Source organism: Nocardioides sp. NPDC006273 (assembly GCF_040613495.1).
GTDB lineage: Bacteria > Actinomycetota > Actinomycetes > Propionibacteriales > Nocardioidaceae > Nocardioides.
In genome coordinates this window covers 26,113-52,431 of the sequence record NZ_JBEXSD010000010.1, presented here as the reverse complement: position 1 = coordinate 52,431, position 26,319 = coordinate 26,113, and the positions used below count along the sequence as shown (strand labels likewise).

Here is a 26,319-nt window from a genome sequence, read left to right as displayed (position 1 = left end):
GCGTCATGACCGAGCAGACGGACGTACGCGCCGGTCGGCTGCTGGTGGCGACGCCGGAGCTTCGCGATCCCAACTTCGTCGACACCGTGGTGCTGCTGATCGAGGTCAACGACGAAGGTGCGCTCGGCGTCGTGCTGAACCGGCCCTCGCCGGTCCCTGTCGCCGAGGTGCTCCATCCGTGGGCGGCCTCCGTCGCCGATCCCGACGTCTTGTTCCAAGGCGGCCCGGTGAGCAAGGACGCCGCGATCGCGGTCGCGCTCCTGGTCGACGCCGACGACCAGCCCCTGGGGTTCCGTCCCGTGGTCGGGCGACTCGGGCTGCTCGACCTCGACACGCCCCTGGAGCTGGTCGAGGGCACGCTGTCGCGACTGCGCATCTTCGCCGGCTACGCCGGCTGGGGGTCAACCCAGCTGCAGGGCGAGGTGGAGGAGGGGTCCTGGTATGTCGTCGACAGCGAGCCCTATGACTCCTTCCTCGACGACGTGAGCTCGATGTGGGCTGCGGTGCTTCGACGCCAGCCTGGTGAGCTGGCCTTTCACGCCACGCGCCCGCCCGACCCGGGACTCAACTGACGGACCCTTGTAAGGTTGGCGTATGGGCATCCTGGGATTCGGCACGAAAGAAGCCGTCAAGGAACGGGAGGACATCCGCGAGCAGGACGTCCCCACCGAGGAGGGTGACCACGACCGCTACTCCCATTACGTGGAGAAGGACAAGCTGACCGAGGCGATGGTCATGGGCACGCCCGTGGTCGCGCTGTGCGGCAAGGTGTGGGTGCCGAGCCGCGACGGGTCCAAGTTCCCGGTCTGCCCCGACTGCAAGGAGATCTTCGAGGGGATGCCGCCTAGCGGTGGCGAGGGCGATAACGAGTGAGCGAGCGTCAGCGAGTGAGCCATTCGATCAACGCTTCGCCGGGTGCGTATTCTCGCGCTCGCGCTACGGACACGGCGAAGTGAGTAGCGCCGAGCTTCCCGGCGCCCTCACACCCGCGTGGCCCAACAAGGCTGCCTGGGGCACTGCGCCCAAGCTGCGCGCTTGGCAGCAGGAGGCGCTGTCTCGATACCTGGCCGACCAACCTCGTGACTTCCTGGCGGTGGCGACGCCGGGTGCCGGTAAGACGACCTTCGCGTTGACCGTCGCCGCCGAGCTCCTCGGCCGCAGGCTGGTCGACCGGATCACCATCGTCGCTCCCACCGAGCACCTCAAGGTGCAGTGGGCCGAGGCGGCCGCGCGGGCTGGGATCCCGATCGACCCCAGCTACTCCGCCGGTCAGGGCAAGACCTCGGCCGACTACGTCGGGATCGCGGTGACGTACGCCGGGGTGGCGGTCAACCCGCTCGCGATGCGGATCCGCACCGAGCGATTCAAGACGCTGGTGATCCTCGATGAGGTCCACCACGCCGGCGACGCGCTCTCGTGGGGCGAGGGGGTGCGGGAGGCCTTCGAACCGGCCGCGCGCCGACTGGCACTGACCGGGACGCCCTTCCGCTCCGACACCAACCCGATCCCGTTCGTCACCTACGCCCCCGGTGAGGACGGCGTGCCGCGTTCGGCGGCCGACTACACCTACGGGTATGCCGAGGCGCTGCGCGACCACGTCGTCCGGCCGGTGCTCTTCATGGCCTACTCCGGGCAGATGCAGTGGCGCACCCGGGCCGGCGACGAGATCGCCGCCCACCTCGGCGAGCCACTGACCAAGGACCTGACCTCGCAGGCGCTGCGGACCGCGCTCGATCCGACCGGATCGTGGATCCCATCGGTGCTCGCGGCCGCCGACAAGCGGCTGACCGAGGTGCGGCGTCACGTGCCCGACGCAGGCGGGCTCGTCATCGCCACCGACCAGGACTCGGCGCGCTCCTACGCCAAGACCCTGAAGACCATCACCGGGCAGAGTGCCACCGTCGTACTCTCCGACGAGAAGGCCGGTTCGAAGAAGATCGCCAAGTTCTCCGAGTCCGACGATCGCTGGATGGTCGCGGTCCGGATGGTCTCCGAGGGTGTCGACGTGCCCCGGCTGGCGGTCGGGGTCTACGCGACCACGACCTCGACGCCGCTCTTCTTCGCGCAGGCGGTCGGGCGCTTCGTACGTGCGCGTACGCGGGGTGAGACCGCCTCGGTCTTCCTGCCGTCGGTCCCGAACCTGCTCGGGTTCGCCTCCGAGCTCGAGCTGCAGCGCGACCACGTGCTCGGCAAGAAGGTCACCAGCGAGGACGACATCTTCGCCGCCGAGGATGCGCTGATGGCCGCGGCCAACGCCGAGGAGGGCGCCTCCGAGGAGGAGCTGGGAGCCTGGGAGGCCATGGGTTCGGAGGCGCGCTTCGACCGGGTGCTCTTCGACGGCGGCGAGTTCGGCCACTCCGGCGAGGTGCACGTCGGCTCCGAGGAGGAGATGGACTTCCTCGGCATCCCCGGGCTGCTCGACACCGACCAGATGAAGACCCTGCTCCAGCAGCGGCAGAGCGACCGGGCGCGCAAGCAGAAGACCACCTCGGCGCCGGTGGCCGCCGACGAGCCGGTCGCCGCTGTCGCAGCCCACGAGCAGCTCGCCGTGCTCCGACGTGAGCTCAACGGCCTGGTCGCCGCCTGGCACCATCGCACCAAGACTCCCCACGGCGTCACCCACAACCGGCTCCGGAAGGAGTGCGGCGGCCCGCCCGCCGCGGTCGCCAACGCAGACCAGCTGAAGGCCCGCATCGACACCCTGCGCGACTGGGCGGCGCGAGGCTCGGCCTGACCTCGCGAGGCTCGGGGTCGGAGGTCGGGCACACTGTCTGCCATGAGAACGGGAGCCTTGCGGCCGCGGGTACTTCGAGTGAAGCGATGACCGCGCTGGAGATCGCGGTGACCTCGGTGGACGGGGCACGCGCGGCGCGCACGGGCGGGGCGACCCGGGTCGAGCTCTGCTCGGCCCTCGAGGTCGGCGGCATCACCCCGTCGCAGGGGCTCGTCGAGGCGGTTCTCGACGAGGTCGGTGGCAGCGAGGCCGATGACGGGTGGCAGGGCGTCCACGTGCTCGTCCGGCCGCGCCCGGGTGGATTCAGCTACTCCTTGGAGGAGCGGGACCTGTTGAGGCGCGAGGTCGACATGATCCTCGAGGCCGGTGCCGACGGGATCGTGATCGGCGCGCTCACCCCGCACGGGGAGCCGGACGTGGAGCTGGTCCGGCAGCTGGCGGAGGAGGCTGCGGCGTACGAGGCAACGGTGACCTTCCACCGCGCCGTCGATCTCAGCGCAGACCCGATCGCGGCCGTCCGGGCGCTGGCAGGCGTGGTCGACCGGGTGCTCACCTCAGGCGGCGCACCGACGGCGGCCGCGGGGGCCTCGACGATCGCCGCGATGGTCGCCGTCGAGGGGCCGGACATCCTGGCCGGCGGTGGCGTCGGCGTCGGCTCGATCGAGACGCTCACCGCGCTCGGTGTCGAGGGCGTGCATCTGTCCGCGAAGCGGCGGGTCACCACCGCCTCCCGGCTGGCGTTGGGCGACGCCGACGACGGCGGCCACTGGCAGACCGATCCCGCGGTGGTCGCCGCAGCGGCTGCCGCGCTCGGCCTGAGCCGGGGCTAGGAGACGGTCGGGGAGTCGCCCTCGACCAGGTCACGAAGGACGGCGACGGCGGCCTCGAGCTCGGCCTCGGTGCGGTTGCGGGACTCGAGCCGCTCGGCGATGAGTCGGGAGATGCGGTCGCGCACGTCGGCCAGATCGGCCCGGCCGGCGTCGGTGAGGGTGACGAGGCTGGCCCGCGCATCGGCCGGGTTGGGTGTCTTGGTGACCAGGCCGGTCTCCACCAGCTGAGCGATCTGGGCCGACATCGTCGGCTGTGAGCAGCCGTCGGCGCGAGCCAGCTCGGTGATGCCGAGCGGCCCGATGGCGTCGAGGATCGTGAGGACGCGGACGCTGGCCGGAAGGTCCAGCGTGCGGCGTACGAGGCGCATGAGACGCGCCGCGTAGACCACCAGGTCGCTGGAGAGTTCCAGGGTCTTCGCCGGAGCGGAGCCCGAGGCGGTCGGGGCTGCCGAGGAGAGCAGCTGCTGTGAAGGCATCGATCGGATTCCAGGGTCGGGGTTGCGGCGCGGCGGACGGGTGGAGACTATCTGAGAATGACAACGGAACGGCACACCTGGATCGCGTTCCTGCGAGCCATCAACCTCGGCGCGAACCGGAAGTTCCCGAAGCAGGCGATCATCGCCGCGGTCGTGAGAGCGGGCGGAACGAGTGTCGAGACCTACATCAACACCGGCAACGTACGCTTCGAGCACCCGGCCGGCGACCGGGCCGAGATGGAGGCGATCCTGGAGGAGGCCTTCGCTGCCGACCGCTTCTTCGAGGTGCCGACGATCTGCCTCACGCCCGCCGAGCTGAAGGTGATCGCCAACGACGCCGCCGCTGTCGGGACGGGGCACGAAGGCAAGCAGTTCGTGTTCCTGTGCAAGGAGCTCACGGACTCCGGCTCGCGGGACGCGCTGGTCGCTCGGGCGGGGGATGGCGAGCGGGTCTATGTCATCGGCCGCGCCGTGCACCTGCTCACCGAGACCTTCCACCAGACGAAAATCACCAACGCCGTCGTCGAGCGCCACATCGCGGTCAGCACCAACCGCAACCTCAACGTGATCCGCACCCTTGCCGACAGGTGGGCGTGAGCCTGGATACATCTGTCTTCGACAGCGTGGTTCATCACCCGGCTGCAGCCCGCGCCGGAGGCGAGGTATGAGCCATGGGGTGCCGAAGCTGCGCGGGAGCCGGTTGGAAGCGAGTCTGAGGGTCGAGGGTCTTCGGCGGCTGCCAGCCCAGGCGATGGGCGGCGCCTACCGCGGCGATCTGCGAGGTGACCTCGAGCTTGGCGAGAATGGACTTCACCTGCGTGCGGACCGTCGCAGGCGAGACGAAGTCGAGGGCGGCGATCTGGGATACGGCGCGCCCGTTCCTGAGGTGCTCCAGTACCTCTTCCTCGCGGCGAGAGAGACGTTCGAACCGCTCGCGGAGTCCTGCCAGCTCGATGTCGCGACTCACGGCGTGCGCGATGAGCTCTTCGCGCTCCCGTACGTCGAGGACGCGGAGTCCGTCGGTGAGGCGTCTCACGATCGAGATGAGATCGTTGAGCGGCCGGGACTTCGGCAGCACCGCCCGAGCACCGCGGCGCAGCGCCTGTCCCCAACAGGCCCGGTCCGTCGTCGACGTCAGGATGACCACATCGACCCCCGCGCGCGTCAGTGGTGCGATCGTCCCCATCCAGGGATCTCCGGCGTCCAGCGTCGTGCCGAGGATCACGATGCTCGCCCGAGCGCGCAGGATCTGTGCTGCGAGTGCGGACGTGCTCGCGTGATCCGAGAGCGGGGGCAGGAGCCGGGCGTCGAAGTGGTGCCTCGACAGCGCCAGCTCCAGGGATTCGCCGACCACCGGATGAGACTCCACGATGGCTACCCGGTTGTTGACCAGAGATCGACGGGGACTGGAGCTTGCTTCGGCCCTCATGCCCCGACCTGCCCAGCCGCGTTGGTCGTCTCGAAATGATTGATCGCCAGGTTCAACGTGGCCAACGCACGCAGTTCGGTGATCGTCGCTCTTTCGATGGTGGCCAACCGCAGACGGACCCGTGCTTCCCGCAGGGCCCGGCCGTCGCCGACCTGGTTTGCCAGGCGTACGGCCGAGGACTGCGGCGTCCACGAGGGAGTTCGCACCTCACGCATCACCTTGAGCAAGGTCCACTGTGGGGATCCGGCTGGAAGCAGCCGGGCGATCCTGCGCTGACTCGGGCCGCCGTTCTTTCCGGGAACCATCTGGATTGTCGATGGGGGATTGCTGATCATGGAAGCAATCGTTGTCCCGCGGGGTGCCTGCGTGACCGTGCATAGGGCCCGAAGCTCCGGGACTGAAGACCCGGCCGGATCTCCTGTGGTGCCAACCTGCGCTCTGGTGGGTCGGACCTAGTGAGCCGGAGCGCCGTCGCGCTCGGCCAGGACGGGCACGCGGCTCAAGCGGCGGACAGCCGGGCTCAGCAGTGTCGCCAGCGAGATCGCGACGAAGGTGATGCCGGCGATCGCGAGCACGTTCTCGATGCCGTACGCAGCGGCCAAGGGCCCCATCGCCAGCTGCCCGATGGGGATCGCGATATAGGTCCCCAGCTGGTCGTAGGACGAGGCACGGGAGAGCAGCTCGGGAGGGACGTTCTCCTGCATCGAGAGCTGCCAGCCGAGACTGAACACCTGGATGCCGGCGCCGGAGAGTGCGGCTGCGGGAAGCAGCACCGCCAGGTCGGTGGAGAAGCCGAGCGCTGCGATCGGCAGGCCGAACATGGCCATGCCGATCATGCCGTAGAACAGGGGCCGCTCGAGCCGGACCTTCATCAGCACGAGCGTCGCGGCGAGCACGCCGATCCCCTGGAAGGTGAGGATCAGGCCCCAGCCGCCTGCGCCCAGCGATGAACCCTCCGCCCGCTGCGGACCGAGGGTGAGCAGCCCGCCTTCGTAGAGTGCGTTGAGCATTGTCGCGGCGCCGACGCAGAGCCACAGCCAGCTGGTGGTGCGGAAGTAGTCCCAGCCCAGACGCAGGTCGCCGACGATGGATGCCTTGCCGGCAGTGCCGCTGAGCTTGACCGGCAGCAACAGCAGAGCCGCGATGATCCACGTGGCGGCGTCGATCGCGAGCGCCCAGCCCGCGCCGACGCTGAGGACGAGCAGACCGGCGGTGCCGGGGCCGGCGACCGCGACGACCGCCCGGGTCAGCGACAGCAGCACGTTGGCTTCCTGCAACATGTTGCGGGGCACCACGAGCGGGATGATCCCCTGCTGAGCCGGCAGGCCGGCGGCGGAGACGATGCCGTTGAGAGCGGAGAGGGCGATCAGGTGCCACAGCTCGGCGACGCCGGTGATGACGAGGACGGCGACGGCCGCCTGGCTCAGCCCGGAGATCAGGTTGGAGGCGAGCAGGACCCGGGCCCGGCCCATCCGGTCGGCGAGCACGCCGCCGATGAGCATGAAGACGATCATCGGGATGGTTCGGGCCGCGAGGACGGCACCGATCGCGATCGGTGCGTCGCTCACCTCCATCACGGCGAAGGCGAGCGCGACCGGCGCCATGAAGTTGCCGACCAGGTTGATCGAGCGGGATGCGAAGAACCACCGAAAGAGGGGTTGGCGAAGGGGGGCTGTCGCCGAGATCGGAGCCATTCGGAAGAGAATAGACCGTCAGACGCGCCTTATCGGCGGAAAGTTCCCATTTCTGTCATGAGACCGTTATCCCAGCGGCGCGCATCTCTTCGACGGCCGCCGCGGTGCTCTCCGCAGCCACTCCGGCGGTCAGGTCGGAGAGCAGCGTCGTGTGGAACCCGGCCGCTCGCGCGTCGAGCGCGGTGGCGCGTACGCAGTAGTCGGTCGCCAACCCGCACACGTCGACCTCCTCCACGCTGCGGCCCCGGAGCCAGTCGACCAGAGTGGCGCCGCCGTTGGCCGCGCCCTCGAAGCCGGAGTAGGCCGCGGCGTACTCGCCCTTGCGGAAGATCTCGTCGAAGGTCACCGGGTCCAGGTTGGGGTGGAACGCCTCGCCGTCGGTGCCGACGACGCAGTGGGGCGGCCAGGAGGTGACGTAGTCCGGCGGGTTGCCGAAGTGGTCGCCCGGGTCGATGTGGTGGTCCTTGGTGGCGACGACCAGGCCGTACGTCGGCTCCGGCTCCTTGCTCGCCGCCCGCTCACGCAGCAGCTGACCGATGTCGTAGGCCACCCGCGCCCCGCCGGCGACCGGCAGGGACCCGCCCTCGCAGAAGTCGTTCTGTACGTCGACCACGATCAGTGCACGCGTCATGCTCGCCACACTAACGCGAGGTTCATTGGAACAGCGTCGGGATGACCGGATCGCCCTTGAGGAGCGAATGGGCGACGACGGGAAGCTCGGCGACCGAGGCCTGATGGCGTTCACGCGCCGCGTCGAGCGGCTCACGACCGACGACCTCGCCCTTGGCCACGAGCTGGGTGAGGAGGGGACGGTCGTTGTGGTCGCCGGCCGGCGCGGCACCGATACCGATCACCTCGGCGTCGGCGACGTCTTTTCGGTCGCGGCGGCGCAGGGCGTACTTCCGGCCGCCGATCGAGGCCTTGGACGCGCTCTTCTTGGCGACCGGCTCCAGGTCGCCGGAGGCGCCCTCGCGGGCGACCAGCTTGTAGACGAAACCGGCGGTCGGATGACCGGAGCCGGTGACCAGCTGGGTGCCGACGCCGTAGCCGTCGACCGGGGCGGCGGCCAGGCCGGCGATCGCGTACTCGTCGAGGTCGCTCGTCACGATGATCTTGGTCTCGGTGGCGCCGAGGTCGTCGAGCTGGCGGCGTACGTCATGGGCGAGCAGCCCCAGGTCGCCGGAGTCGATCCGCACCGCACCGAGCTCGGGACCGGCGATCTCGACCGCCTTCGCGACCGCCTCCGCGATGTCGTAGGTGTCCACCAGCAGCGTGGTGCCCTTGCCGAGGGAGGCGACCTGGGCCCGGAAGGCCTGCTCCTCGGTGTCGTGCAGGAGCGTGAAGGCGTGGGCGGAGGTGCCGGTGGTGGGCACGCCGTAGCGGGCGCGGGCGGCGAGGTTGGAGGTGGCAGTGAAGCCGGCGACGTACGCCGCGCGGGCGGCGGCGACGGCGGCCGCCTCGTGGGTACGCCGCGAGCCCATCTCGATGCACGGGCGCTCCCCGGCCGCGAGCGTCATCCGAGAGGCCGCGGTGGCGATGGCCGAGTCGTGGTTGTAGATCGAGAGCAGCACCGTCTCCAGGACGACCGCCTCGGCGAAGCTGGCCTCGACCACGAGCAGCGGCGAGTGCGGGAAGAAGGTCTCGCCCTCGGCGTATCCCCAGATGTCACCGGTGAAGCGGTAGCCGGCCAGCCACTCCAGGGTCGGGCCGTCGACGACTCCCTCCAGCACTGCCAGCTGCTCCGGGCCGAACCGGAAGGCCTCGATGGCATCGAGCGCCCGCCCGACCCCGGCCAGCACGCCGTAGCGGCGACCGCCGGCCAGCCGCCGGGGGAACAGCTCGAAGACCGCGCGGCGCTCCGCGGTGCCGGCCTTCAGGGCTGCCTGGAGCATGGTCAGCTCGTAATGATCGGTCAGGAGCGCGGTCGAGCCTGCCGTCGAGTCCACTGTCGAGTCCACGGGCACATCGTGGCACCATCGGCACAGTCTTGAGTGCGTCCGCGCGCCAACAGATCAACTTGGAGTGCGGTATCGAGTCCGTCGGTGCGTACGTGGCACGATGGATCACATGAGTGCGCCTAGCCCCGTGGAGCTCGACGAGCCCGAGGTCGACGACCTCGTAGCGCCCGCGACCCCGTGGGTGACCATCGTCTGGAACGACCCGGTCAACCTGATGTCGTATGTCACCTTCGTCTTCCAGAAGTACTTCGGCTACTCGAAGAAGAAGTCGGAGAAGCTGATGATGGAGGTGCACCACGACGGCAAGTCGGCCGTCTCCTCCGGATCGCGTGAGGAGATGGAGCGCGACGTGCAGGCGATGCACGAGTACGGGCTCTGGGCGACTCTGGAGAAGCAGGATTGATGGGCGGGTTCAGCTACCACCGCCGCAGCAAGCAGATCATCGCGACCTTCTCCGGGTTCGAGGCAGACCTGCTCCGTTCGCTGACCTCTCAGCTCGTCGAGCTGTTGCGCAACGAGGTCGCCGCGCCGGCCGAGAGCGATGACCCGCTGGAGGCCATGCTCGACTTCTCGGGTCCGACCACCGAGCCCGAGGACCCGGTGCTGAAGCGGCTCTTCCCCTCGGCCTACGGCAACGACGCCGAGGCTGCCGGGGAGTTCCGGCGGTTCACCGAGGGCGGGCTGCGCGATGGCAAGGCGCGGGCCGCCTCGACGATCATCGACGCGCTCGAGGAGGCCGGGCTGCCGCCCGAGCTGGACGAGGACGGGATGGTCATCGACGTCGAGCTCTCGATCGCCGACGCCGAGGCATGGATGCGCTCGTTCACCGACATCCGGCTCGCGCTCGCGACCCGGCTCGGGGTCGAGGACGACGACGAGGACTTCTGGGACTCGCTGCCCGAGGACGACCCCGCGGGCCAGGTCTACGGGATCTACCAGTGGGTCGGGATCCTGCAGGAGACCATCGTCGAAGCCCTCTGGGCGGCGTCCTGACTACACCATCGCGGCGGGCGGTCGTGACCGTGTCCGGCACCCGGTCACGTATGTCGTCGCTGCTCTGCCCGCCTAGGCTGATCCCGTGCTGACCATCGACCAGGCGACCTACGACGCGATCGTCGCCCACGCGAAGCGCGACCATCCCGACGAGGCGTGCGGGATCGTCGCGGGCCCCGAGGGGTCCGACCGGCCGGAGCGGTTCATCGAGATGATCAACGCCGCCGGCTCGCCGACCTTCTACGAGTTCGACTCCTCCGACCTGCTCCAGCTCTACAAGGAGATGGACGCCAACGACGAGGAGCCGGTGATCGTCTACCACTCCCACACGGCGACCGAGGCCTACCCCTCGCGCACGGACATCGGCCTCGCGATGGAGCCGAACGCACATTACGTGCTGGTCAGCACCCGCGAGCACGGGTCCGACGAGGGCCCGGTCGAGTTCCGATCGTTCCGCATCGTCGACGGCAACGTCACCGAGGAAGAAATCAGCATCGTCGCGACGTTGTCGTGATGCGCCCGAGAAACATCCAGCTAGGAGAACCCATGGCCATCGAGGTCAAGATCCCGACCATCCTCCGCACCTACACCGCCGGTGAGAAGGCAGTCAGCGCCGAGGGCAAGACCCTGAGCGCGCTCATCGACGACCTCGAGGCGAACCACTCCGGCATCAAGGAGCGCCTCATCGACAACGGTGACCTGCGCCGCTTCGTCAACGTCTACATCAACGACGAGGACGTACGTTTCATCGGCGGTCTCGACGCCGAGCTCAAGGACGGCGACCAGGTAGTAGTCCTCCCCGCCGTCGCCGGCGGCTGCTGAACTGCGCGGATGCTCACCGAGGTAACTCGGTGAGCACTCACTTCCCTCGCGGAGTTCCGCGAAGGAAGTGACTGCAGACCGAGGTACCTCGGTCTGCATCCCGGACGCGTTCTCAACCCAGGATGCCGCGGTCGTACGCTCGTGCGACCGCGGCAGCTCTGTCGGTGACGCCGAGCTTGTCGAAGATGTGGCCCAGGTGGGTCTTGACCGTCGCCTCGCTGACGAAGAGCGACGCCGCGATCGCGCGGTTGGTCGTCCCGCCGGCGACGAGGGTGAGCACCTCGCGCTCGCGCGGGCTCAGCTGAGCCGTCGGGCCCGGTGAGCGGAGCCGGGAGGCGAGCCGGGTCGCCACGGCGGGGGAGAGCACGGTCTCGCCGGCGGCAGTCGCCCGGACGGCCTGGACCAGGTCCGGTGTCGGGGCGTCCTTGAGCAGGTAGCCGGTCGCCCCCGCCTCGATCGCGGCGACCACGTCGGTGTCCGTGTCGAACGTCGTCAGGACCAGTACGCCGGTGCGCGACTCCCGTGCCCGGAGCCGCTCGATCACCTCCACGCCACCGGTCCCGGGCATCCGGAGGTCGAGGACGAGCACGTCCGGCTCGAGCTCATGGACGAGGGCGAGAGCCTCGGCGCCGTCGCCGGCCTGGCCGACGACCTCGAAGCCTTGGGCGCGGAGCACTCCGACCACCCCGTCGCGTACGACCGGGTGGTCGTCGGCGACCACGATCTTGATCACTGTGGTCCTCTATCTGTCAGAAGGTGACCCCTCGGCGCCAGAAGGTGAAGTCTCGGGGTCATGCGGCACCTCGGGGTAGCGCGGGGACGGTCGCGGAGATCGCCGTGCCGGTGTCCGGAGCGGACTCCAGGGTGAAGGTGCCGGCGAGGCGCTGGACGCGGTTGCGCATCACGCCCAGGCCGAAGGCCGAGTCACGGCGGGGTGCGGTGGGGTCGAAGCCGCAGCCGTCGTCGCGAACGTCGAGGATGACGTCGGGCTCGTCAAAGGTGAGCGTGACGCCGACCCTCGATGCCCCGGCGTGCTTGGCCACGTTGGCGAGGGCCTCCTGGGCGATCCGCAACAGGGTCGCCTCGACCTCGGAGTGCAGTGCCGTGGCTTCGCCGACGACGACGAAGGAGGCCCCGACGCCGTGGTCGTCGCGCCAGGTCGCGACCAATGCCGACAAGGCGTCGGGGAGCCCCGCGTCGGCGAGCTCTGCGGGGGTGAGGTCCTGGACGGACCGCCGGGCCTCGACGAGCGCGGTGCGAGCCATCTCGGTGGCCCGGGCGACCCGGCGGCGTACGTCCTCGGTGTCCGTGCAGCCCTCCGCGGCCTGGAGCTGGGCCACGACGCCGGCGAGCGACTGCGCGATGGTGTCGTGGATCTCGCGGGCGAGGCGCTCGCGCTCGTCGCGTACACCGCTCTCCCGCGACTGCGCGAGGAGCCGCTCCTGCAGCTTGGCGTTCTCGGCGTGCGCCCGCTCCAGCCTGATGATGGTGTCGGCCCGCTCCCGGCTGACGGCGTCGAGATGGATGCTGTAGCGGGCCATCAGGCTGGCGAGCCCGAAGTTGACGAGGAAGAGCATGGGCAGCAGTGCGCCCTGCCACGGGTTGTCGTAGGGCGGCGGCCCGCCGGTCTGGCCGACGGCCATGATCAGCGCGGTGGCCGCCATCGCCACCCATCGCCAGCGCCCGCGGAAGGAGTCGAACGCGTCCAGGAACCCGATCCAGGCGAAGATGCAGAAGAGCGGATGGATGAGGGTGAGGGCGGCGGCCAGCAGAGTGCGCCCGGCGTAGCCGACCGGATGCGGGCGGCCGTGGACATACATCCACCGCCAGATCCACGCCGCGGTCGCCGCCACCAGCACACCCAGGGTCACCTGCATCCCGACCGCGTGCGGGCCCAGCTCGGGGATGGTCGCGACGCTGATGACCGTGGCGAGCGCGAGCAGCGCGAAGGGAAGCGCCTTGAGATTGCGCTCCCAGCGCTGCTCGTGCTCGTTCGCCGAGGTCATGTAGAGGACCATCTCATTCCCAGCGGAAGATCCGCACGGCGATCACGTAGAGCACGACCGCCCAGCCGCCCATGACCGCCAGGTCGACCAGCTCCGGAAAGCTCCCGGCGGTGGCGTCGTTGAGTGCGTTGGAGGCCGCGCCGTAGGGCGTGAGCGAGATGACGTCGCGCACCGTGCCGCCGAACACCTCGACCGGGAAGTAGACCCCGGCCGTGAACATGCACGGGAAGAAGACCACCATCCCCACGACCTGGCCGGCCTTCGCGTTGGGCGAGACGGCCGTGATCGCGGCCCCGATCCCGAGCGAGACGATCAGCGCCAGGACGTACGCCACCGCATAACCGACGACCGACTCCGGCAGCGGGGTCCCGAACGCGACCCGGCCGAGGACGATCACGATCACCGACGAGGCGGCGACCGCAGCGGCGTGCACCAGCACCTGGCCGAGCAGGATCGCGAACGGCTTGGCGGGTGTCGTGCCGAGCCGTCGCAGGATCCCGTTCTCGCGGTAGCCGGTCAGCGTCGCCGGCATCGTCATGATCGACGCCATGATCATCGAGAGCAGCACGGTGACCGGGACGTAGAGGTCGATCAGGCTCCGGCCGCCGAAGTCGGCGCTCTCCTCGCGGAAGCTCGGGATGAGCCCGAGCACGCCCAGGAGCAGGCTCGGGAACAGGACGATCCAGAAGAGCGAGAGCCGTTCGCGGGCGAAGAGCCTGGACTCGGTCCGGATCACGGCTGCTGTCGGGCTGGTCATCGCGTGATCTCCTGCGGAGTGTCGGTGAGGTCGAGGTAGGCGGAGTCGAGGCTTCCGGCGGCGATCCGGAGCCGCTGGGGGGACACCCCCTGCGTACGCAGCGCCTCGATGACGGCGAGGGCGACCCCCTCGGCACCCTCGACGGTGATGGTGCCGTTCGCGCTGTACGCGGCGGTGACGCCGTCGATCTCGCGTAGGGAGACCAGGTCGATCGCGGCCGAGGTGTCGAAGGTGGTGGTCGTGGCGGCCGTGCCTGCGGCGATGAGGCCTGCCGGGGTGTCGAGGGCGCGGATCCGGCCGGCATCGACGATCGCGATCCGGTCGCAGAGCGTCTGCGCCTCCTCCATGGAGTGGGTGACCAGGATGACGGTCACGCCCCGGTCGCGTACGTCTCGCACCAGGTCCCACACCTCGCGACGCGCCCGCGGGTCCAGGCCGGTGGTGAGCTCGTCGAGCACGACGACCCGCGGGCGGCCGATCAGCGCCAGCGCGATCGAGAGCCGTTGCTGCTGGCCACCGGAGAGGTCCTCGAACCGCTGCCGCAGATGAGCGCCGAGCCCCAGCCGCTCGGCCAGCGGCGCCCAAGCCTCGGGGTCGGGGTAGAAGGCACTCCACAGCTCCAGGGCCTCCTGGACCGTGATCTTCTGCTGCAGCTTCGCCTCCTGGAGCTGCACGCCGAGCACCTCGGTGAGGGCGGCGCGGTCGCTCCAGGGGTCGATACCGTGGACCCGGATCCGGCCCCGGTCGCCGACCCGCAGGCCGGCGATCGCCTCGACGGTCGTGCTCTTGCCAGCCCCGTTGGGGCCGAGGATGCCGAAGATCTCGCCCTCGTGGACGCTCAGGCTGATCTCGTCGACCGCCACCTTGTCGCCATAGGTCTTGCGTAGGCCGTCCACGACGACCGCTGGTTCTCGCTCCTGATGCATACTCCCAGCCTGTCGTGCCCCGCGGTCTCACGGATCGGGCGATCGGCGCGTGTGGGCATCAGCCGATCGGTTGATGCGACCATGGACCCCATGCGCTACGACAACCTGCTGGCGTCGGTCGGGGGCACCCCGCTGGTGGGCCTGCCCCGCCTCTCGCCATCGCCCGACGTACGGCTGTGGGCCAAGCTCGAGGACCGCAACCCGACCGGCTCGATCAAGGACCGCCCGGCTCTTCGGATGGTCGAGGAGGCCGAGAAGGACGGGCGGCTCCGCCCTGGCTGCACGATCCTCGAGCCGACGTCGGGCAACACCGGGATCTCGCTGGCCATGGCGGCCAAGCTCAAGGGCTACCGGATCGTCTGCGTGATGCCGGAGAACACCTCCGAGGAGCGGCGTCAGCTGCTGCGGATGTGGGGCGCCGAGATCGTCTCCTCGCCCGCCGCCGGTGGCTCCAACGAGGCCGTCCGGGTCGCCAAGCGCGTGGCGGCGGAGCACCCCGACTGGGTGATGCTCTACCAGTACGGCAACTCCGCCAACGCGCTCGCGCACGAGGAGGGCACCGGCCCCGAGCTGCTGGCCGACCTGCCCTCCGTCACCCACTTCGTCGCCGGACTCGGCACGACCGGCACGCTCATGGGCGTCGGCCGTTTCTTCCGCTCGGCCAAGCCGGACGTACGCATCGTGGCCGCCGAGCCGCGCTACGGCGAGCTCGTCTACGGCCTGCGCAACCTCGACGAGGGCTTCGTCCCCGAGCTGTACGACGCGTCCCTGATCGACGCCCGCTTCTCCGTCGGCCCTCGGGACGCCGTACGCCGCGTCCGCGAGCTCCTCGAGCTGGAGGGCATCTTCGCCGGCATCTCCACCGGCGCCATCCTGCATGCCGCCCTCGCCCAGGCCGCCAAGTCCCTCAAGGCCGGGGAGAAGGCTGACATCGCCTTCGTCGTCGCCGACGGCGGCTGGAAGTACCTCTCCACCGGTGCATACGAAGGCACCATCGACGACGCCGAGGAGGGCCTCGAGGGCCAGCTCTGGGCCTGACAACCGTCGCGCCGGTCGGGCCCGCCCCTCAGCGGCAGAAGGCGTAGACGACGAGGCCGTGGTCCTCGCCCTCGAAGACCTGGTCGAGGGCCTTGCCGGTGAGGCCGGAGTCGACGTAGCGCGGCGTGGCTCCGGTGGCGACGATGGCGTGGCTGGGGAGCCTGCCGGTCATGTTGCCCGGTGCTTTCGCGCTCCAGCAGTCGTGCTGCGCGATGAGCGCGGCGGGGCTGCCGGGGGCGAGCGGGCGTCCGCCGCTGGCAGAAGGACCGGAGCCGAGCTGGGCCAGCGCTACGGCGACGGCGGCGGCGTACATCGTCCAGATGCCGAGCGCGATGAACCCTCTGCGTCCGGGGAAGGCCCTCACACCTCGGCAACGCCGAAGTGGGCCGCGGAGTTACGGGTGGGGGAGGCCGGTCGCAGCATCGTGCTCGTGGATCCAGGCGAGGTGGCGGTCGTAGGCATCAGGTGACCCGAGCCGCTTGTTGCGGGCCTGGGCGCGTGGGCCGTCGGGGAGGTGGAGGACGTCGGCGGTGGCCTGGGAGGCGACCTGGATCCGGCGGGTGCGGTCGCGGCGGCGCACCTCGTAGCTGGTCCGGGCACGCTCCCAGTCGTCGTCGGCGGCGAGGCAGCCGGCGAGGACAACGGCGTCCTCGATCGCCTGGGCGGCACCTTGGCAGTGGTGGGGGAGCGTCAGGTGAGCGGCATCCCCCAGCAGCGTGACGCTGCCGCGCGACCAGGTGGACAGGGGTGGCCGGTGGAAGAGCGCCCAGTGCTCGGAGACCGGCGCCGCGGAGATCATCTGGACGACGGCGGGGTGCCAGCCGGCGTACGCGTGGATGTGCTCGTCCTGGTCGGAGGGCCAGCCCCATGACTCTGGGGCCCAGGGCCCGGTCTGCCGCTTGACCAGGAGGAAGGCATGGTCGCCGTTGCCGATCGGATGGTGTATCAGGTGGCCATCGGCGCCGAGCCACAGCTGCAGTCGGGCTGGATCGGGAAGCAGTGTGAGCCGCGAGCGCGGGATGGTCCCGCGCCAGGCGAGGCAGCCGGAGAACTGGGCGTCGTCGTAGCCGACGACGTGCTCGCGCAGGATCGAGCGGGCGCCGTCGGCGCCGATGACCAGGTCTGCCTCGACCGACTCACCGACCGCGAGCTCGAGCGAGGCCGGCCCGTGCCCGTCGTCGGTGAGACCGACTACGCGGTGGCCGAGGTGGAGCCCGTCGGTGCCGAACGCCTCGCGCAGGAGCGCGTGCAGGTCGGCGTGGCCGATGCCGTAGCCGGGCGCACCGGCGCGCGCGGCGTAATCCCCGGCGGAGAGCAGCCGGCCGATCGTGGCGCCGGTGTGCCCGTCGCGCCAGATCAGTCCGTCGACTCTCGCCGAGGCCTCACCGAGGGCGGGCTCGAGGCCGATACGTCCGAGGAGCCGGGTTGCGTTGGCCGGGAGGAAGACGGCGTCGCCGCTCGGTCGCGGGTCGGTCGCGGCCTCGTAAACCTCGACGTCGATGCCCAGTCGGCGCAGCTCGACGGCGAGCGTCAGCCCGCCGATGCCGGCGCCGATGATCGTGACCCGCTGCGCGCGTCGGCCCCTGTGCAAGGCCGCTCGAGCGATCCGGCTGACTGACATTCACGCTCCTTGGGAGGTTACGTTCGAAACGTACCTCAAAGACGTGTCTGCTCGTGGATGGTTCCGACAACGTCACTTCACGTCGAGTGTCTGCTCTTTGCCGATGTCGCTGGTCTCGATGGGCCCGAGGCCGAGGAGGTCCAGGGCCAGGTTGCCGAGGTCGGCGTTGCGTACGGGCTGGGGGCCTTCGTATCCGGGACGCCCCTTGCCGGGGTCGCGGTAGTCGTCGGCGTTGAGCCGGTAGAGGTCCTCGCCGGCACCGGCGTCGGGACCCCAGACGATGAACGGAATCCGGTAGTTCTCGTAGACCTTCTCGGAGTGGTTGGTGATCCTGGGCTTGAAGCCGTGGTCGGCGGTCAGGATGACGTCCAGCTCATTCTCGAGGCCCGGGTCGGCCTCGATGACGTCGAGAAGCTGGCCGACCTGTGCGTCGGACTCCTCGACTGCGTTCAGGTACTCCGGCGACATCCCGCCTGAGGCGTGCCCGGCGACGTCGGGAAGCGACAGATGTACGAAGGTGAGGTCCCGCTGCTCGGAGGCCAGGTCCTTCGCAGCCTTCGCGACCAGCCTGTCGTGGTCGTCGACGGCTGCGAAGAGGTCGATGTCGTCCTCCCAGGCGCGCTGCCACAGCTCGAACTTCTGCTTGGTCGCGAAGACCCCGGTGCTGAGCCCGGCGTCGTGGGCGACGGTGAACACCGAGTCCTCGGTGGCCGCGATCGACCTCGACGGGTCGCCGACGTTCCAGGTGACCCCGTGACCGCCCTCGTCGGCGTCGATCGGGTCGCTGGTGACCATCCCGGTGTGGTTGGGCAGGGTGATGTTCTTCTCATAGGCAGTGCGGGCGTTGAGCGTCGAGGCGCCCTCGTCGATCAGCCGATGGATGCTGGGCGTCCTCGTCTGCCCGAGCCTGGCGAGCGCGTCCGGGTTCAACCCGTCGATCGAGATCGCGAGCACCTTCCGGTCGACCTGGCTGGGCTCCCGCTCCTCGCGGTCGGCACCGTCGGGCAGCGCGGTGAGAGCCACGACGAGCACGACGGCGACGAAGACACCGACGGAGACGAGCGGGAAGAGGCGACGCACCGGCACACCTTAAGTGAAGCCGATGGCGCCCAAGGCGAACCTTCAGCAGCCGCTCGTGAACGTGAGATGGATCTCGGGTGACCCCCAGCACTGCGAAGAGGCGGTGTTTGGGCCTAGCCTTGACGATCGTGCAGTCCGTCTCGTCCCTGGGTTCGCCCTCGCCACTGGGTTCAGCCCAGCCCGATCGCGACGCCCCGATCGGGATCTTCGACTCGGGCTTCGGCGGTCTCACCGTGGCGCGGTCCGTGATCGACCAGCTCGCCCACGAGTCGATCCTGTACGTCGGCGACACCGCCCGCGCCCCCTACGGGCCCAAGCCGATCGCCGAGGTCCGCGAGTATGCCCTGGAGTGCCTCGACCATCTCGTCGAGCAAGGTGTGAAAGCCCTGGTCATCGCCTGCAACTCCGCCTCGGCGGCGATGCTGCGCGACGCCCGTGAGCGCTACCGGCCGCTGCCAGTGGTCGAGGTCATCCTGCCCGCGACCCGTCGCGCCGTCGCCGCCTCTCGGACCGGTCGGATCGGGGTCATCTGCACCCGTGCGACGGCCGAGTCGATGGCCTACGACGACGCGTTCGCCGCCGCGCCGCACGTCTCGCTGCACACCCGGGCCTGCCCTCGGTTCGTACCTTTCGTCGAGTCCGGTGTCACGGGCGGCGAGGAGCTTCTCGCCGCAGCGCACGAGTATCTGGATCCGCTGACCAGCGCAGGGGTCGACACGCTGATCCTCGGATGCACCCACTATCCGCTCCTGACTGGTGTGATCTCCTATGTGATGGGCGACAACGTGACGTTGGTCAGCAGCGCCGAGGAGTCGGCGAAGGACGTCTACCGCGTCCTCGCCGAGAACGACCTGATGCGCGAGGGCGGGGAGCCGACCTACACGTTCCTCACCACCGGCAACCCGGCGGAGTTCAAGGCGATCGGCGCCCGGTTCCTCGGCCCCGAGCTCGCCGCCGCCCAGCAGTTCGCCGGAGGGATGGGATGACCTCGGGGATGCGGCTGACCATCATCGGGTGCTCGGGCTCCTACCCCGGACCCGACAGCCCGGCCTCCTGCTACCTGGTCGAGGCCGAGGACGAGACCGGACGTACGTGGCGGATCGTGCTCGACATGGGCAACGGCGCGCTCGGTGTGCTGCAGCGCTATGTCGACCCGCTGCTCATCGACGCAGTCCTGATCTCTCACCTGCACGCCGACCACTGCGTCGACATGACCTCCTACTACGTCCTGCGCAAATGGCATCCGACCGGCCCGCAGCCCCCGATCCCGGTCTACGGCCCCAAGGGCACCGGCCGACGGCTGGCGAAGGCCTACGACCTGCCCAAGCGTCCCGGGATGCGCGAGGAGTTCGCGTTCTCGACCTACACCGGTCCGATCCATCTCGGACCGTTCGTGATCACCCCGACCGCCGTGGAGCATCCGGTCGATGCGTACGGGCTCCGGATCGAGGCGAACGGCAAGGTCCTCGGCTACAGCGGTGACACCGCCGAGACCGAGGCGCTCCTCGACATCGCCGCCGACGCCGACCTGTTCCTGTGCGAGGCCGCCTTCCGCGACGGCGTCGACAACCCGCCCGGCGTGCACATCACCGGCGTCCACGCGGGGGAGTACGCCACCAAGGCTCGGGCGAAGAAGCTGATCGTCACCCACGTCCCGCCCTGGCACGACTCCGCCGATGCCGTGCGCGAGGCCCGTTCGGCGTACGAGGGGCCGATCGAGCTGGCGGCCACGGGGGCCGTCTACGACATCTGACCGCTGCTGGTCTCGACACGCCGTCGCTCGTTCCTCACGACGGCGGCTCGACCGACGGTGGGTCAGACCAGTCCCGCGTCGTGGACCGTGATCGCGATCTGGACGCGGTTGGTGGCGCCGAGCTTGTCGAAGAGCCGGGAGACGTGCGCCTTGACGGTCGGGATCGAGAGGTAGAGCTCCTTGGCGATCTCGGCGTTGCTCAGCCCGCGCCCGACAGCGAGCGCGACCTCGTGCTCGCGCTCGGTGAGGGTGTCGAGCCGGCGTACGGCGGCAGCGGCGCGGTCGCCGGTCGGCTCGGCTCGGAGCCGGGTGATCAGGGTGCGCGTGGCCCTGGGGGAGAGGATCGCCTCCCCGACCATGACCGTACGGATCGCGGCGACGATCTCTGGCGGAGGAGTGTCCTTGAGGAGGAACCCGTCGGCGCCCGCCGCGAGCGCGTCGACGACGTACTCGTCGGCGCCGAAGGTGGTCAGCACGATCACGTGCGGAGGCTTGGCCTCGGCCAGCACCCGACGGGTCGCCTCGAGTCCGTTGACCCGCGGCATCCGGATGTCCATCAGCACCACATCAGGGCCGGCCGTACGCACCAGGGTGAGCGCCTCCTGGCCGTCGGTCGCCTCGCCGACGACCTCGATGTCGGCCTGGCCGCCGAGCATCAGGCCGAGGGCAGAGCGCACGAGCGGGTCGTCGTCGACGATCCCCACCTTGATCTTGATCGGGCTGTCCGGGCTGGGCTCTGGGCTGTTCACTGGCCCCACGGTAGCCACGCTTCGAGGATGAAGACATCCTTTTCCAAGCGGTGCGCGAGCCTTCCGCCGGCGAGGTCGACGCGTTCGGTGAGCCCGATGAGGCCGAGGCCGGAGCCGGGAGTGTTGGAGTCGAAGCCGAGCCGGTTGCGCAGCAGCACGTCGATCCCGTGCTCCTCGGAGCCCCGCAACGTCACCTTCAGGGCCGCCCCGGGCGCATGCTTGCGGGCGTTCGTGATGCCCTCCTGCACGACCCGGTAGATCGAGCGCCCCACCGCCTCAGGCGGCGAGCCCTCGACGTCGTCCTCCATGGTGATGTTCATGCCTCCGGCGCGAGTCTCCTCGATGAGACGGCCGAGATCTGCGTACGTCGGCTGGGGCGCGGTCTCGGGGTCCTCGCCGTTGCCGCGGAGCACTCCGAGGACGGTACGCAGGTCCTCGAGCGCCCGGTGGGCGCCGTCGCGGATGGTGCCGACCTCGCTCCGGATCTGGTCGGCGGAGAGATCCTCGCGGTAGGCGAGCGCCCCGGCCTGCATCGAGATGTGGGAGATCCGGTGGGCGAGCACGTCGTGCATCTCGCGGGCGATCCGCCGCCGCTCGGTCTCGCGGGCCTGCGCGACACGCAGGGCCTGCTCGGCCTCGGCGGTCTCGGCGCGGAGCCGCAGCGCGGCGATCAGCTCGCGCCGCGACCCGATGTACATGCCCCACGCGACGATCGCCCCGATGACCACCACGCTGAGACCGATGTTGAGCCCCCACATCACGAACGCCGACGGCCCGGCCGTGGGGGTGGCGGTGTCCATCACGGCGAACCAGAACATCCCGGCCACGAAGCTGAGCAGCGAGATGGGGATGATCTCGCGCCAGCGCCGCCGGGTCGCCAGCGAGACCAGCGCGAGGGCGGACGCGCCCGCTGCGAGCATCGAGAACGCGCTGGCGATGGTGACGATGGTGGTGATCGTGACCGGCCAGCGACGCCGCCAGAAGACCAGGACCAGGCTGATGACGCCGAGGCTGACGTCGAGCGCGAAACGCCAATCCGGCCAGCCGCCGACGCTGCTGGTCAACCCGAGCGCACTGATGCCCAGCGCGGCGAGATAGCGCCAGACGTGTCCCCACAGGCTCAGGCGTGGTTGATAGTCGTCGGGGGAGCGTTGTTGCACAGCCCCCACGTTAGTGAACCTGAGTCCGGCGGACCCGATGCCGCGGTCGAGACCGGCCCCATACTTTCGTCGGGTCGCAGGTCATCCGTATGTCCGATGCCGTTCGGGCGGCGCGCAGGGCAGGATGGGCATCATGATCAAAGTCGAAGGACTGACGAGGGTCTACGGGCCCTTCACCGCGGTCGACGACGTGTCGTTCATCGCCGAGGCCGGCAAAGTCACCGGCTTCCTCGGCCCGAACGGCGCGGGCAAGTCGACCACCATGCGCATCATGGTCGGACTGACCAATCCCACCAAGGGCAGTGCAACGATCGACGGCAGCCTCTATGCCGACCTCCCCAACCCGGGCCGCCACGTCGGTGTGCTGCTCGACGCCAGCGCCCAGCACGACGGCCGCACCGGCCGCGAGGTGCTCACGCTCGCCGCGATGACGATGGGCCTGCCCAAGTCGCGCGTCGACGAGATGCTCGAGCTGGTCTCGCTGACGCCGTCGGAGTCCAAGCGCCGCATCAAGAACTACTCCCTGGGCATGAAGCAGCGCCTCGGTATCGCGAGCGCGCTGATCGGCGACCCCAAGGTGCTGATCCTGGACGAGCCGGCCAACGGTCTCGACCCGGCCGGCATCCGCTGGATGCGCGGCCTGCTGAAGGAGTACGCCGACCGCGGCGGCACCGTCCTGCTCTCCTCCCACCTGCTGCACGAGGTCGAGCAGATCGCCGACGAGCTGATCCTCATCGGCAACGGCCGCATCGTCGCGCAGGGCACCAAGGACACGATCCTGGCCGGTCAGGCCACCGGAGGCCAGGCCCTGGTCACCGCCCTGGACAACGAGGCGCTCACCGTCGCGCTCAAGGCCAAGGGCTACAGCGTCGAGCCGGTCGGCACCGGCATGCGTGTCTCCGCCGCACCGGCCGAGGTCGGCAAGGCGGCCCTGGAGGCCAACGTCGTGCTCACCGACCTGCGTGACGGCGGCGCCGGGCTCGAGGACATCTTCCTGCAGCTCACCGCCGAGACTCAGCGCGAGAGCACCACTCAGATCCACGCCGAAGGAGCTTCCGCATGAGCGCCGTATCCGTAGCGCCGTCGACCCCGTTGCCGACCGCCACCAAGGTGCCGTTCGGGCGCTTGGTCATGGTCGAGTGGCGAAAGATGACCGACACCCGCGCCGGCCGCGTCATGCTGATGATCACCGGCGGGCTGATCGCCCTGGTCGCAGCCGTCATCCTGCTCATCACGGCGCTGGCCGACATGGCCGCGCTGGATGCCTACAACTGGATGAGCGCGCTCTCCTTCCCGGTCTCGCTGCTGGTGCCGGTGCTGGCGATCATGATCGTGACCCAGGAGTGGGGCCAGCGCACCCATATGGTCACCTTCACGCTCGAGCCGAGCCGGCTCAAGGTCGTCTTCGCGAAGCTCGTGGCCGTCTTCGTCCTCGGCATCGTGACCATGGCCATCGCGGTCGGCGTCGGTGCGCTCGGCACGCTGCTCGGCGGGGCGATCGCCGGAACGGATCCGAACTGGAACGTCACCGGCGAGGCGCTTGCCTGGACGCTGGCGACGCAGATCCTCTACCTGCTCATGGGCTTCGGCTTCGCGATGCTGCTGCTCAACACCCCGGCCGCGCTGGTCATCTACTACGGCTACACGCTGATCCTGGAGGCTTCTGTCTTCAGTGCGCTCTACTTCGTCTTCGACTGGGCGCAGAACGTCTTCCCGTGGATCTCGATGCAGGTCGCGATGATGCCGTTCATCGCCGGGGACCAGATGCAGACAGCCGGTGTCGCCGTCGAGGACGGGGCGCTCGGATACGCCAGGCTCTTCACCTCGATCGCGCTGTGGGTCGGGCTGCCGCTGGTGCTCGGCACGATGCGGGTCCTCAAGTCCGAGCTGAAGTAGCTCTTCGGACACAACACGCGGGGGTGGGTGCTTCAGCACTCGCCCCCGCTTGTCGTCCGGAGGGTCCTGCGGACCGGAACCGTTGCGGATGCGAAGGATGTGGCGCCTCAGGCGTCACAGGCGTAACCATTGCGGTCCACCTCGCTCGGTCCCCTAGGGTGGTCGGCGTGACGAATCGAGCAGACGGGCGCGCCGACGACGAGCTGCGCCCCATCAAGATCACCCGCAACTGGCTCGACCACGCGGCCGGTTCCGTCCTCATCGAGTTCGGCAAGACCCGCGTGCTGTGCGCCGCCTCGGCCTCCGAGGGTGTCCCGCGCTGGCGTAAGGGCTCCGGGCTGGGCTGGGTGACGGCGGAGTACGCGATGCTCCCGGCCGCCACCCACGAGCGCTCCTCGCGCGAGTCGGTGAAGGGCAAGATCGGCGGACGTACCCACGAGATCTCCCGCCTGGTCGGGCGCTCGCTGCGTGCCGTGATCGACTACAAGGCCCTGGGCGAGAACACGATCAACATCGACTGCGACGTGCTGCAGGCCGACGGTGGGACGCGCACGGCCGCGATCACCGGTGCCTACATCGCGCTCGCCGACGCGGTCGCCTCACTCGGCGTGCAGAAGGCGCTGACCGGCTCCGTCGCGGCGATCTCGGTCGGGATCATCGACGGCGCGCCGCGGCTCGACCTCCCCTACGAGGAGGACGTCCGCGCCGAGACCGACATGAACATCGTAATGACCGGCGAGGGCAAGTTCGTCGAGGTCCAGGGCACTGCCGAGGGCGTCGCCTTCGACCGCGCCGAGCTCGACGCCCTGCTGGCGCTGGGCGAGAAGGGCTGCGCCGACCTGACCAAGCTGCAGGAGGCCGCACTTGCCGGCTGAGCCGAAGATCCACGTCGCCTCGCGCAACGCCAAGAAGCTGGGGGAGATGTTCCGCATCCTCTCGCCGCTGGTGCCCGGAGTCTCGGTCGTCGGCCTCGATGACGTCACCCACTACGACGAGCCGGTCGAGGACGCACCGACGTTCGAGGGCAACGCGCTGATCAAGGCGCGGGCCGGTTTCGCGGCCACCGGGCTGCCGACCGTCGCGGACGACTCGGGTCTGTGCGTCGACGCGCTCAACGGCATGCCCGGCGTGCTCTCCGCACGTTGGGGCGGCCCACCCAAGTCTGACGAGCGCAACAACGAGCTGCTTCTGGCTCAGCTCTCCGATGTCCCCGACGAGCGTCGCGGCGCCCACTTCGCGTGCGCGATCGCGTTCGTCTGGGACGGCGGCGAGATCGTCGTCGAGGGACGAATGGACGGGCGGGTTCTCCGTGAGGTCCGTGGCGCCGGCGGTTTCGGCTACGACGTGCTGTTCGTCGCGGTCGACACCGCGGATGGACGTACGTCTGCCGAACTGTCGATCGAGGAGAAGGACGCCATCTCCCACCGTGGTCGCGCGCTGCGCGAGATCGCTCCGCAGATGGCGAAGCTGCTCGCCTGAGTCCGATGCGTCGAGGTCATCGCTTGAGTGAACAAGGTCGAAGATCCCAGTCACGTGGTGGCTGCAATCTTCGACCTTGTCTCGGCGAGCCGGTCGCGTGAGCACCCGGCGGCCGGTGGCTGTCCCCGGCTGGGACAGCGAGGCGGCGATCGTCGACGATGCTCATGGGGTGGCCTTCATCGAGCGGATACCGCGACGCCCGGACGTGCGTGACGGCCTCGAGTGGGAGTGTCGGCTCCTGCCCGTGATCGCACCGCTTCTGCCACTCGTCGTGCCGGTTCCGTACGAGATCCCCGCGGACGCTGATGGCCCGTGGCGAGTTCGGCATCAGATCGTTCCGGGTGCCGCCGCGACACCCTCGGCCTTGACCAGGGGTGACGGAGTGATCGTCGGCGATTTCCTGCGGACGCTCCACGATCTGGATCTGGGTGCGCTTGGACTCGAGGCAAGGTTCGACAGCGGCCTCGGCTTCACCTTCGCGCGGATGGAGAGGGAAGTAGTTCCGCTGCTTCCGGCGACGTTGCGTGAACCGGGTGCTGGATTGATTGCGGAGGCCGGGGAAACGACGCCGCTGTCTCTCGCGCACGGCGATCTCGGGCCTGCCCACCTGCTGGTCGAGGCAGGTGTCGTCTCGGGCGTCATCGACTGGACCGACTCGTGCCTGCGGGATCCGGCGATCGACCTCGCCTGGACACTCCACGGCACCCCGGAGCGATTCCGTGAGGGCATCCGCGCCAGTTACCGACCTGATCCGCAACAGGAGCGTCGGGCGTTCGTCTGGCACCGCCTCGGCCCCTGGCACGAGGTGCTCCACGGTCTGGATGAGGGCGAACCCACCTACATCGAGTCCGGTCTCACCGGAGTGATCGAGCGCTTGGAGCACGGCTGAGACGGCCCCGTCGACCAGGCGAACCAGTT

The 26,319-nt window shown here is 69.6% G+C and carries 32 protein-coding genes; 17 read left to right on the top strand and 15 right to left on the bottom strand.

The annotated features are described in order from the left end of the window. Positions 1 to 5: 5 nt before the first annotated feature. From ABZZ22_RS06665 to ABZZ22_RS06650, 4 genes are all read left to right on the top strand, one after another. Positions 6 to 572 carry a YqgE/AlgH family protein gene (locus ABZZ22_RS06665; RefSeq protein ID WP_354928215.1) on the top strand — a complete coding sequence of 189 codons (567 nt, stop codon included), beginning with the start codon at positions 6 to 8 and terminating at the stop codon, positions 570 to 572. A gap of 22 nt (positions 573 to 594) precedes the next feature. Beyond that, the gene (locus ABZZ22_RS06660) at positions 595 to 873 is read left to right on the top strand and encodes a DUF3039 domain-containing protein (protein WP_354928212.1); all 279 of its coding nucleotides are present in this window, start codon (positions 595 to 597) and stop codon (positions 871 to 873) included. A gap of 79 nt (positions 874 to 952) precedes the next feature. Further along, a complete protein-coding gene (locus ABZZ22_RS06655) occupies positions 953 to 2,734 on the top strand; it encodes a DEAD/DEAH box helicase (protein WP_354928209.1) in 1,782 nt (593 codons plus the stop codon). An 86-nt stretch (positions 2,735 to 2,820) separates the two neighbouring features. Then, a complete protein-coding gene (locus ABZZ22_RS06650) occupies positions 2,821 to 3,564 on the top strand; it encodes a copper homeostasis protein CutC (RefSeq protein ID WP_354928206.1) in 744 nt (247 codons plus the stop codon). Here ABZZ22_RS06650 and ABZZ22_RS06645 read toward each other — a convergent pair. Next, positions 3,561 to 4,040, bottom strand: coding sequence for a MarR family transcriptional regulator (locus ABZZ22_RS06645; RefSeq protein WP_354928203.1), 480 nt, complete (start codon positions 4,038 to 4,040; stop codon positions 3,561 to 3,563). The genes ABZZ22_RS06650 and ABZZ22_RS06645 overlap by 4 nt on opposite strands. Positions 4,041 to 4,097: 57 nt before the next feature. On the opposite strand from ABZZ22_RS06645, the gene ABZZ22_RS06640 reads away from it, so the two are divergent. Further along, positions 4,098 to 4,637 (top strand): DUF1697 domain-containing protein, encoded by a 540-nt coding sequence (locus ABZZ22_RS06640; RefSeq protein ID WP_354928200.1) that lies wholly within the window; start codon positions 4,098 to 4,100, stop codon positions 4,635 to 4,637. 34 nt (positions 4,638 to 4,671) lie between these two features. On the opposite strand, the gene ABZZ22_RS06635 is transcribed toward ABZZ22_RS06640, so the two are convergent. The 5 genes from ABZZ22_RS06635 to ABZZ22_RS06615 form a co-directional block, all read right to left on the bottom strand. After that, complete coding sequence (locus ABZZ22_RS06635; RefSeq protein ID WP_354928197.1) at positions 4,672 to 5,394, bottom strand: response regulator transcription factor; 723 nt, start codon at positions 5,392 to 5,394, stop codon at positions 4,672 to 4,674. A 71-nt stretch (positions 5,395 to 5,465) separates the two neighbouring features. Continuing rightward, positions 5,466 to 5,804 (bottom strand): hypothetical protein, encoded by a 339-nt coding sequence (locus ABZZ22_RS06630; protein WP_354928194.1) that lies wholly within the window; start codon positions 5,802 to 5,804, stop codon positions 5,466 to 5,468. A gap of 117 nt (positions 5,805 to 5,921) precedes the next feature. Then, the gene (locus ABZZ22_RS06625) at positions 5,922 to 7,163 is read right to left on the bottom strand and encodes an MFS transporter (protein WP_354928191.1); all 1,242 of its coding nucleotides are present in this window, start codon (positions 7,161 to 7,163) and stop codon (positions 5,922 to 5,924) included. 55 nt (positions 7,164 to 7,218) lie between these two features. Beyond that, a complete protein-coding gene (locus tag ABZZ22_RS06620) occupies positions 7,219 to 7,794 on the bottom strand; it encodes a nicotinamidase (RefSeq protein ID WP_354928188.1) in 576 nt (191 codons plus the stop codon). A gap of 22 nt (positions 7,795 to 7,816) precedes the next feature. Next, positions 7,817 to 9,109, bottom strand: a complete 1,293-nt coding sequence (locus tag ABZZ22_RS06615; protein WP_354928352.1) for a nicotinate phosphoribosyltransferase — start codon at positions 9,107 to 9,109, stop codon at positions 7,817 to 7,819. 121 nt (positions 9,110 to 9,230) lie between these two features. Between ABZZ22_RS06615 and clpS the strand changes: the two genes are divergently transcribed. The 4 genes from clpS (at position 9,231) to ABZZ22_RS06595 (ending at position 10,936) form a co-directional block, all read left to right on the top strand. Then, on the top strand, positions 9,231 to 9,524 hold the full coding sequence (clpS, locus tag ABZZ22_RS06610; RefSeq protein ID WP_179656783.1) for an ATP-dependent Clp protease adapter ClpS: 294 nt from the start codon (positions 9,231 to 9,233) through the stop codon (positions 9,522 to 9,524). Next, positions 9,524 to 10,114: a DUF2017 domain-containing protein gene (locus ABZZ22_RS06605; protein WP_354928185.1), complete on the top strand. Its 591-nt coding sequence runs from the start codon at positions 9,524 to 9,526 to the stop codon at positions 10,112 to 10,114. Before clpS ends, ABZZ22_RS06605 begins: the two co-directional genes overlap by 1 nt. Before the next feature lie 85 nt (positions 10,115 to 10,199). Next, complete coding sequence (locus ABZZ22_RS06600; RefSeq protein WP_354928182.1) at positions 10,200 to 10,628, top strand: M67 family metallopeptidase; 429 nt, start codon at positions 10,200 to 10,202, stop codon at positions 10,626 to 10,628. Between the two features lie 32 nt (positions 10,629 to 10,660). Next, entirely contained in the window at positions 10,661 to 10,936 is a 276-nt protein-coding gene (locus ABZZ22_RS06595) for a MoaD family protein (RefSeq protein ID WP_008358635.1), read from the top strand. Between the two features lie 112 nt (positions 10,937 to 11,048). Here the strand turns inward: ABZZ22_RS06595 and ABZZ22_RS06590 are convergent, their stop codons facing one another. Genes ABZZ22_RS06590 through ABZZ22_RS06575 form a run of 4 tightly spaced genes read right to left on the bottom strand, consistent with a single transcriptional unit; the run spans position 11,049 to position 14,625 of the window. Continuing rightward, the gene (locus ABZZ22_RS06590; RefSeq protein WP_354928177.1) at positions 11,049 to 11,669 is read right to left on the bottom strand and encodes a response regulator transcription factor; all 621 of its coding nucleotides are present in this window, start codon (positions 11,667 to 11,669) and stop codon (positions 11,049 to 11,051) included. 58 nt (positions 11,670 to 11,727) lie between these two features. Further along, the gene (locus tag ABZZ22_RS06585) at positions 11,728 to 12,942 is read right to left on the bottom strand and encodes a sensor histidine kinase (RefSeq protein WP_354928174.1); all 1,215 of its coding nucleotides are present in this window, start codon (positions 12,940 to 12,942) and stop codon (positions 11,728 to 11,730) included. A gap of 13 nt (positions 12,943 to 12,955) precedes the next feature. Next, the gene (locus ABZZ22_RS06580; RefSeq protein ID WP_354928171.1) at positions 12,956 to 13,699 is read right to left on the bottom strand and encodes an ABC transporter permease; all 744 of its coding nucleotides are present in this window, start codon (positions 13,697 to 13,699) and stop codon (positions 12,956 to 12,958) included. Further along, positions 13,696 to 14,625: an ABC transporter ATP-binding protein gene (locus tag ABZZ22_RS06575; RefSeq protein WP_354928168.1), complete on the bottom strand. Its 930-nt coding sequence runs from the start codon at positions 14,623 to 14,625 to the stop codon at positions 13,696 to 13,698. Before ABZZ22_RS06575 ends, ABZZ22_RS06580 begins: the two co-directional genes overlap by 4 nt. A 90-nt stretch (positions 14,626 to 14,715) precedes the next feature. Here ABZZ22_RS06575 and ABZZ22_RS06570 point away from each other — a divergent pair, with 90 nt between their 5' ends. Further along, the gene (locus ABZZ22_RS06570) at positions 14,716 to 15,663 is read left to right on the top strand and encodes a pyridoxal-phosphate dependent enzyme (RefSeq protein ID WP_354928165.1); all 948 of its coding nucleotides are present in this window, start codon (positions 14,716 to 14,718) and stop codon (positions 15,661 to 15,663) included. Positions 15,664 to 15,691: 28 nt separating this feature from the next. Here the strand turns inward: ABZZ22_RS06570 and ABZZ22_RS06565 are convergent, their stop codons facing one another. The 3 genes from ABZZ22_RS06565 to ABZZ22_RS06555 all read right to left on the bottom strand — a co-directional run bounded on the left by ABZZ22_RS06565 (position 15,692) and on the right by ABZZ22_RS06555 (position 18,364). Then, positions 15,692 to 16,027 (bottom strand): hypothetical protein, encoded by a 336-nt coding sequence (locus ABZZ22_RS06565; RefSeq protein ID WP_354928162.1) that lies wholly within the window; start codon positions 16,025 to 16,027, stop codon positions 15,692 to 15,694. Between the two features lie 30 nt (positions 16,028 to 16,057). After that, the gene (locus ABZZ22_RS06560; protein WP_354928159.1) at positions 16,058 to 17,284 is read right to left on the bottom strand and encodes an FAD-dependent monooxygenase; all 1,227 of its coding nucleotides are present in this window, start codon (positions 17,282 to 17,284) and stop codon (positions 16,058 to 16,060) included. A 72-nt stretch (positions 17,285 to 17,356) separates the two neighbouring features. Further along, positions 17,357 to 18,364: an alkaline phosphatase family protein gene (locus ABZZ22_RS06555; protein WP_354928156.1), complete on the bottom strand. Its 1,008-nt coding sequence runs from the start codon at positions 18,362 to 18,364 to the stop codon at positions 17,357 to 17,359. Positions 18,365 to 18,492: 128 nt separating this feature from the next. Between ABZZ22_RS06555 and murI the strand changes: the two genes are divergently transcribed. Both murI and ABZZ22_RS06545 read left to right on the top strand, forming a co-directional pair. Further along, a complete protein-coding gene (gene murI, locus ABZZ22_RS06550; RefSeq protein ID WP_354928153.1) occupies positions 18,493 to 19,350 on the top strand; it encodes a glutamate racemase in 858 nt (285 codons plus the stop codon). After that, on the top strand, positions 19,347 to 20,117 hold the full coding sequence (locus tag ABZZ22_RS06545) for an MBL fold metallo-hydrolase (RefSeq protein WP_354928150.1): 771 nt from the start codon (positions 19,347 to 19,349) through the stop codon (positions 20,115 to 20,117). Before murI ends, ABZZ22_RS06545 begins: the two co-directional genes overlap by 4 nt. A 62-nt stretch (positions 20,118 to 20,179) precedes the next feature. On the opposite strand, the gene ABZZ22_RS06540 is transcribed toward ABZZ22_RS06545, so the two are convergent. Next, positions 20,180 to 20,866 carry a response regulator transcription factor gene (locus ABZZ22_RS06540; protein ID WP_354928147.1) on the bottom strand — a complete coding sequence of 229 codons (687 nt, stop codon included), beginning with the start codon at positions 20,864 to 20,866 and terminating at the stop codon, positions 20,180 to 20,182. Beyond that, complete coding sequence (locus ABZZ22_RS06535) at positions 20,863 to 22,026, bottom strand: histidine kinase (protein WP_354928144.1); 1,164 nt, start codon at positions 22,024 to 22,026, stop codon at positions 20,863 to 20,865. The genes ABZZ22_RS06540 and ABZZ22_RS06535 overlap by 4 nt, the downstream gene beginning before the upstream one ends. A 133-nt stretch (positions 22,027 to 22,159) precedes the next feature. Here ABZZ22_RS06535 and ABZZ22_RS06530 point away from each other — a divergent pair, with 133 nt between their 5' ends. The 5 genes from ABZZ22_RS06530 to ABZZ22_RS06510 all read left to right on the top strand — a co-directional run bounded on the left by ABZZ22_RS06530 (position 22,160) and on the right by ABZZ22_RS06510 (position 26,290). Then, positions 22,160 to 23,089 carry an ATP-binding cassette domain-containing protein gene (locus tag ABZZ22_RS06530; protein WP_354928141.1) on the top strand — a complete coding sequence of 310 codons (930 nt, stop codon included), beginning with the start codon at positions 22,160 to 22,162 and terminating at the stop codon, positions 23,087 to 23,089. After that, positions 23,086 to 23,922 (top strand): hypothetical protein, encoded by an 837-nt coding sequence (locus tag ABZZ22_RS06525; RefSeq protein WP_354928137.1) that lies wholly within the window; start codon positions 23,086 to 23,088, stop codon positions 23,920 to 23,922. The genes ABZZ22_RS06530 and ABZZ22_RS06525 overlap by 4 nt, the downstream gene beginning before the upstream one ends. 167 nt (positions 23,923 to 24,089) lie before the next feature. Continuing rightward, positions 24,090 to 24,797: a ribonuclease PH gene (rph, locus tag ABZZ22_RS06520; protein WP_354928134.1), complete on the top strand. Its 708-nt coding sequence runs from the start codon at positions 24,090 to 24,092 to the stop codon at positions 24,795 to 24,797. Further along, positions 24,787 to 25,401: a non-canonical purine NTP pyrophosphatase gene (locus ABZZ22_RS06515; protein WP_354928131.1), complete on the top strand. Its 615-nt coding sequence runs from the start codon at positions 24,787 to 24,789 to the stop codon at positions 25,399 to 25,401. The genes rph and ABZZ22_RS06515 overlap by 11 nt, the downstream gene beginning before the upstream one ends. Before the next feature lie 97 nt (positions 25,402 to 25,498). After that, positions 25,499 to 26,290, top strand: a complete 792-nt coding sequence (locus ABZZ22_RS06510; protein WP_354928128.1) for an aminoglycoside phosphotransferase family protein — start codon at positions 25,499 to 25,501, stop codon at positions 26,288 to 26,290. The last annotated feature ends 29 nt before the right edge of the window (positions 26,291 to 26,319 follow it).

Excerpts from the sequence above, each read along its gene's own strand:
- ABZZ22_RS06575 (WP_354928168.1), bottom strand. The coding sequence starts at position 14,625 with ATGCATCAGGAGCGAGAACCAGCGGTCGTCGTGGACGGCCTACGCAAG.
- ABZZ22_RS06650 (WP_354928206.1), top strand. The coding sequence starts at position 2,821 with ATGACCGCGCTGGAGATCGCGGTGACCTCGGTGGACGGGGCACGCGCG.
- ABZZ22_RS06620 (WP_354928188.1), bottom strand. The coding sequence starts at position 7,794 with ATGACGCGTGCACTGATCGTGGTCGACGTACAGAACGACTTCTGCGAG.
- ABZZ22_RS06570 (WP_354928165.1), top strand. The coding sequence starts at position 14,716 with ATGCGCTACGACAACCTGCTGGCGTCGGTCGGGGGCACCCCGCTGGTG.
- ABZZ22_RS06580 (WP_354928171.1), bottom strand. The coding sequence starts at position 13,699 with ATGACCAGCCCGACAGCAGCCGTGATCCGGACCGAGTCCAGGCTCTTC.
- ABZZ22_RS06640 (WP_354928200.1), top strand. The coding sequence starts at position 4,098 with ATGACAACGGAACGGCACACCTGGATCGCGTTCCTGCGAGCCATCAAC.
- ABZZ22_RS06595 (WP_008358635.1), top strand. The coding sequence starts at position 10,661 with ATGGCCATCGAGGTCAAGATCCCGACCATCCTCCGCACCTACACCGCC.
- ABZZ22_RS06665 (WP_354928215.1), top strand. The coding sequence starts at position 6 with ATGACCGAGCAGACGGACGTACGCGCCGGTCGGCTGCTGGTGGCGACG.
- ABZZ22_RS06660 (WP_354928212.1), top strand. The coding sequence starts at position 595 with ATGGGCATCCTGGGATTCGGCACGAAAGAAGCCGTCAAGGAACGGGAG.
- ABZZ22_RS06585 (WP_354928174.1), bottom strand. The coding sequence starts at position 12,942 with ATGACCTCGGCGAACGAGCACGAGCAGCGCTGGGAGCGCAATCTCAAG.
- ABZZ22_RS06605 (WP_354928185.1), top strand. The coding sequence starts at position 9,524 with ATGGGCGGGTTCAGCTACCACCGCCGCAGCAAGCAGATCATCGCGACC.
- ABZZ22_RS06630 (WP_354928194.1), bottom strand. The coding sequence starts at position 5,804 with ATGATCAGCAATCCCCCATCGACAATCCAGATGGTTCCCGGAAAGAAC.
- ABZZ22_RS06560 (WP_354928159.1), bottom strand. The coding sequence starts at position 17,284 with ATGTCAGTCAGCCGGATCGCTCGAGCGGCCTTGCACAGGGGCCGACGC.
- ABZZ22_RS06625 (WP_354928191.1), bottom strand. The coding sequence starts at position 7,163 with ATGGCTCCGATCTCGGCGACAGCCCCCCTTCGCCAACCCCTCTTTCGG.
- clpS (WP_179656783.1), top strand. The coding sequence starts at position 9,231 with ATGAGTGCGCCTAGCCCCGTGGAGCTCGACGAGCCCGAGGTCGACGAC.
- ABZZ22_RS06525 (WP_354928137.1), top strand. The coding sequence starts at position 23,086 with ATGAGCGCCGTATCCGTAGCGCCGTCGACCCCGTTGCCGACCGCCACC.
- ABZZ22_RS06645 (WP_354928203.1), bottom strand. The coding sequence starts at position 4,040 with ATGCCTTCACAGCAGCTGCTCTCCTCGGCAGCCCCGACCGCCTCGGGC.
- ABZZ22_RS06530 (WP_354928141.1), top strand. The coding sequence starts at position 22,160 with ATGATCAAAGTCGAAGGACTGACGAGGGTCTACGGGCCCTTCACCGCG.
- ABZZ22_RS06545 (WP_354928150.1), top strand. The coding sequence starts at position 19,347 with ATGACCTCGGGGATGCGGCTGACCATCATCGGGTGCTCGGGCTCCTAC.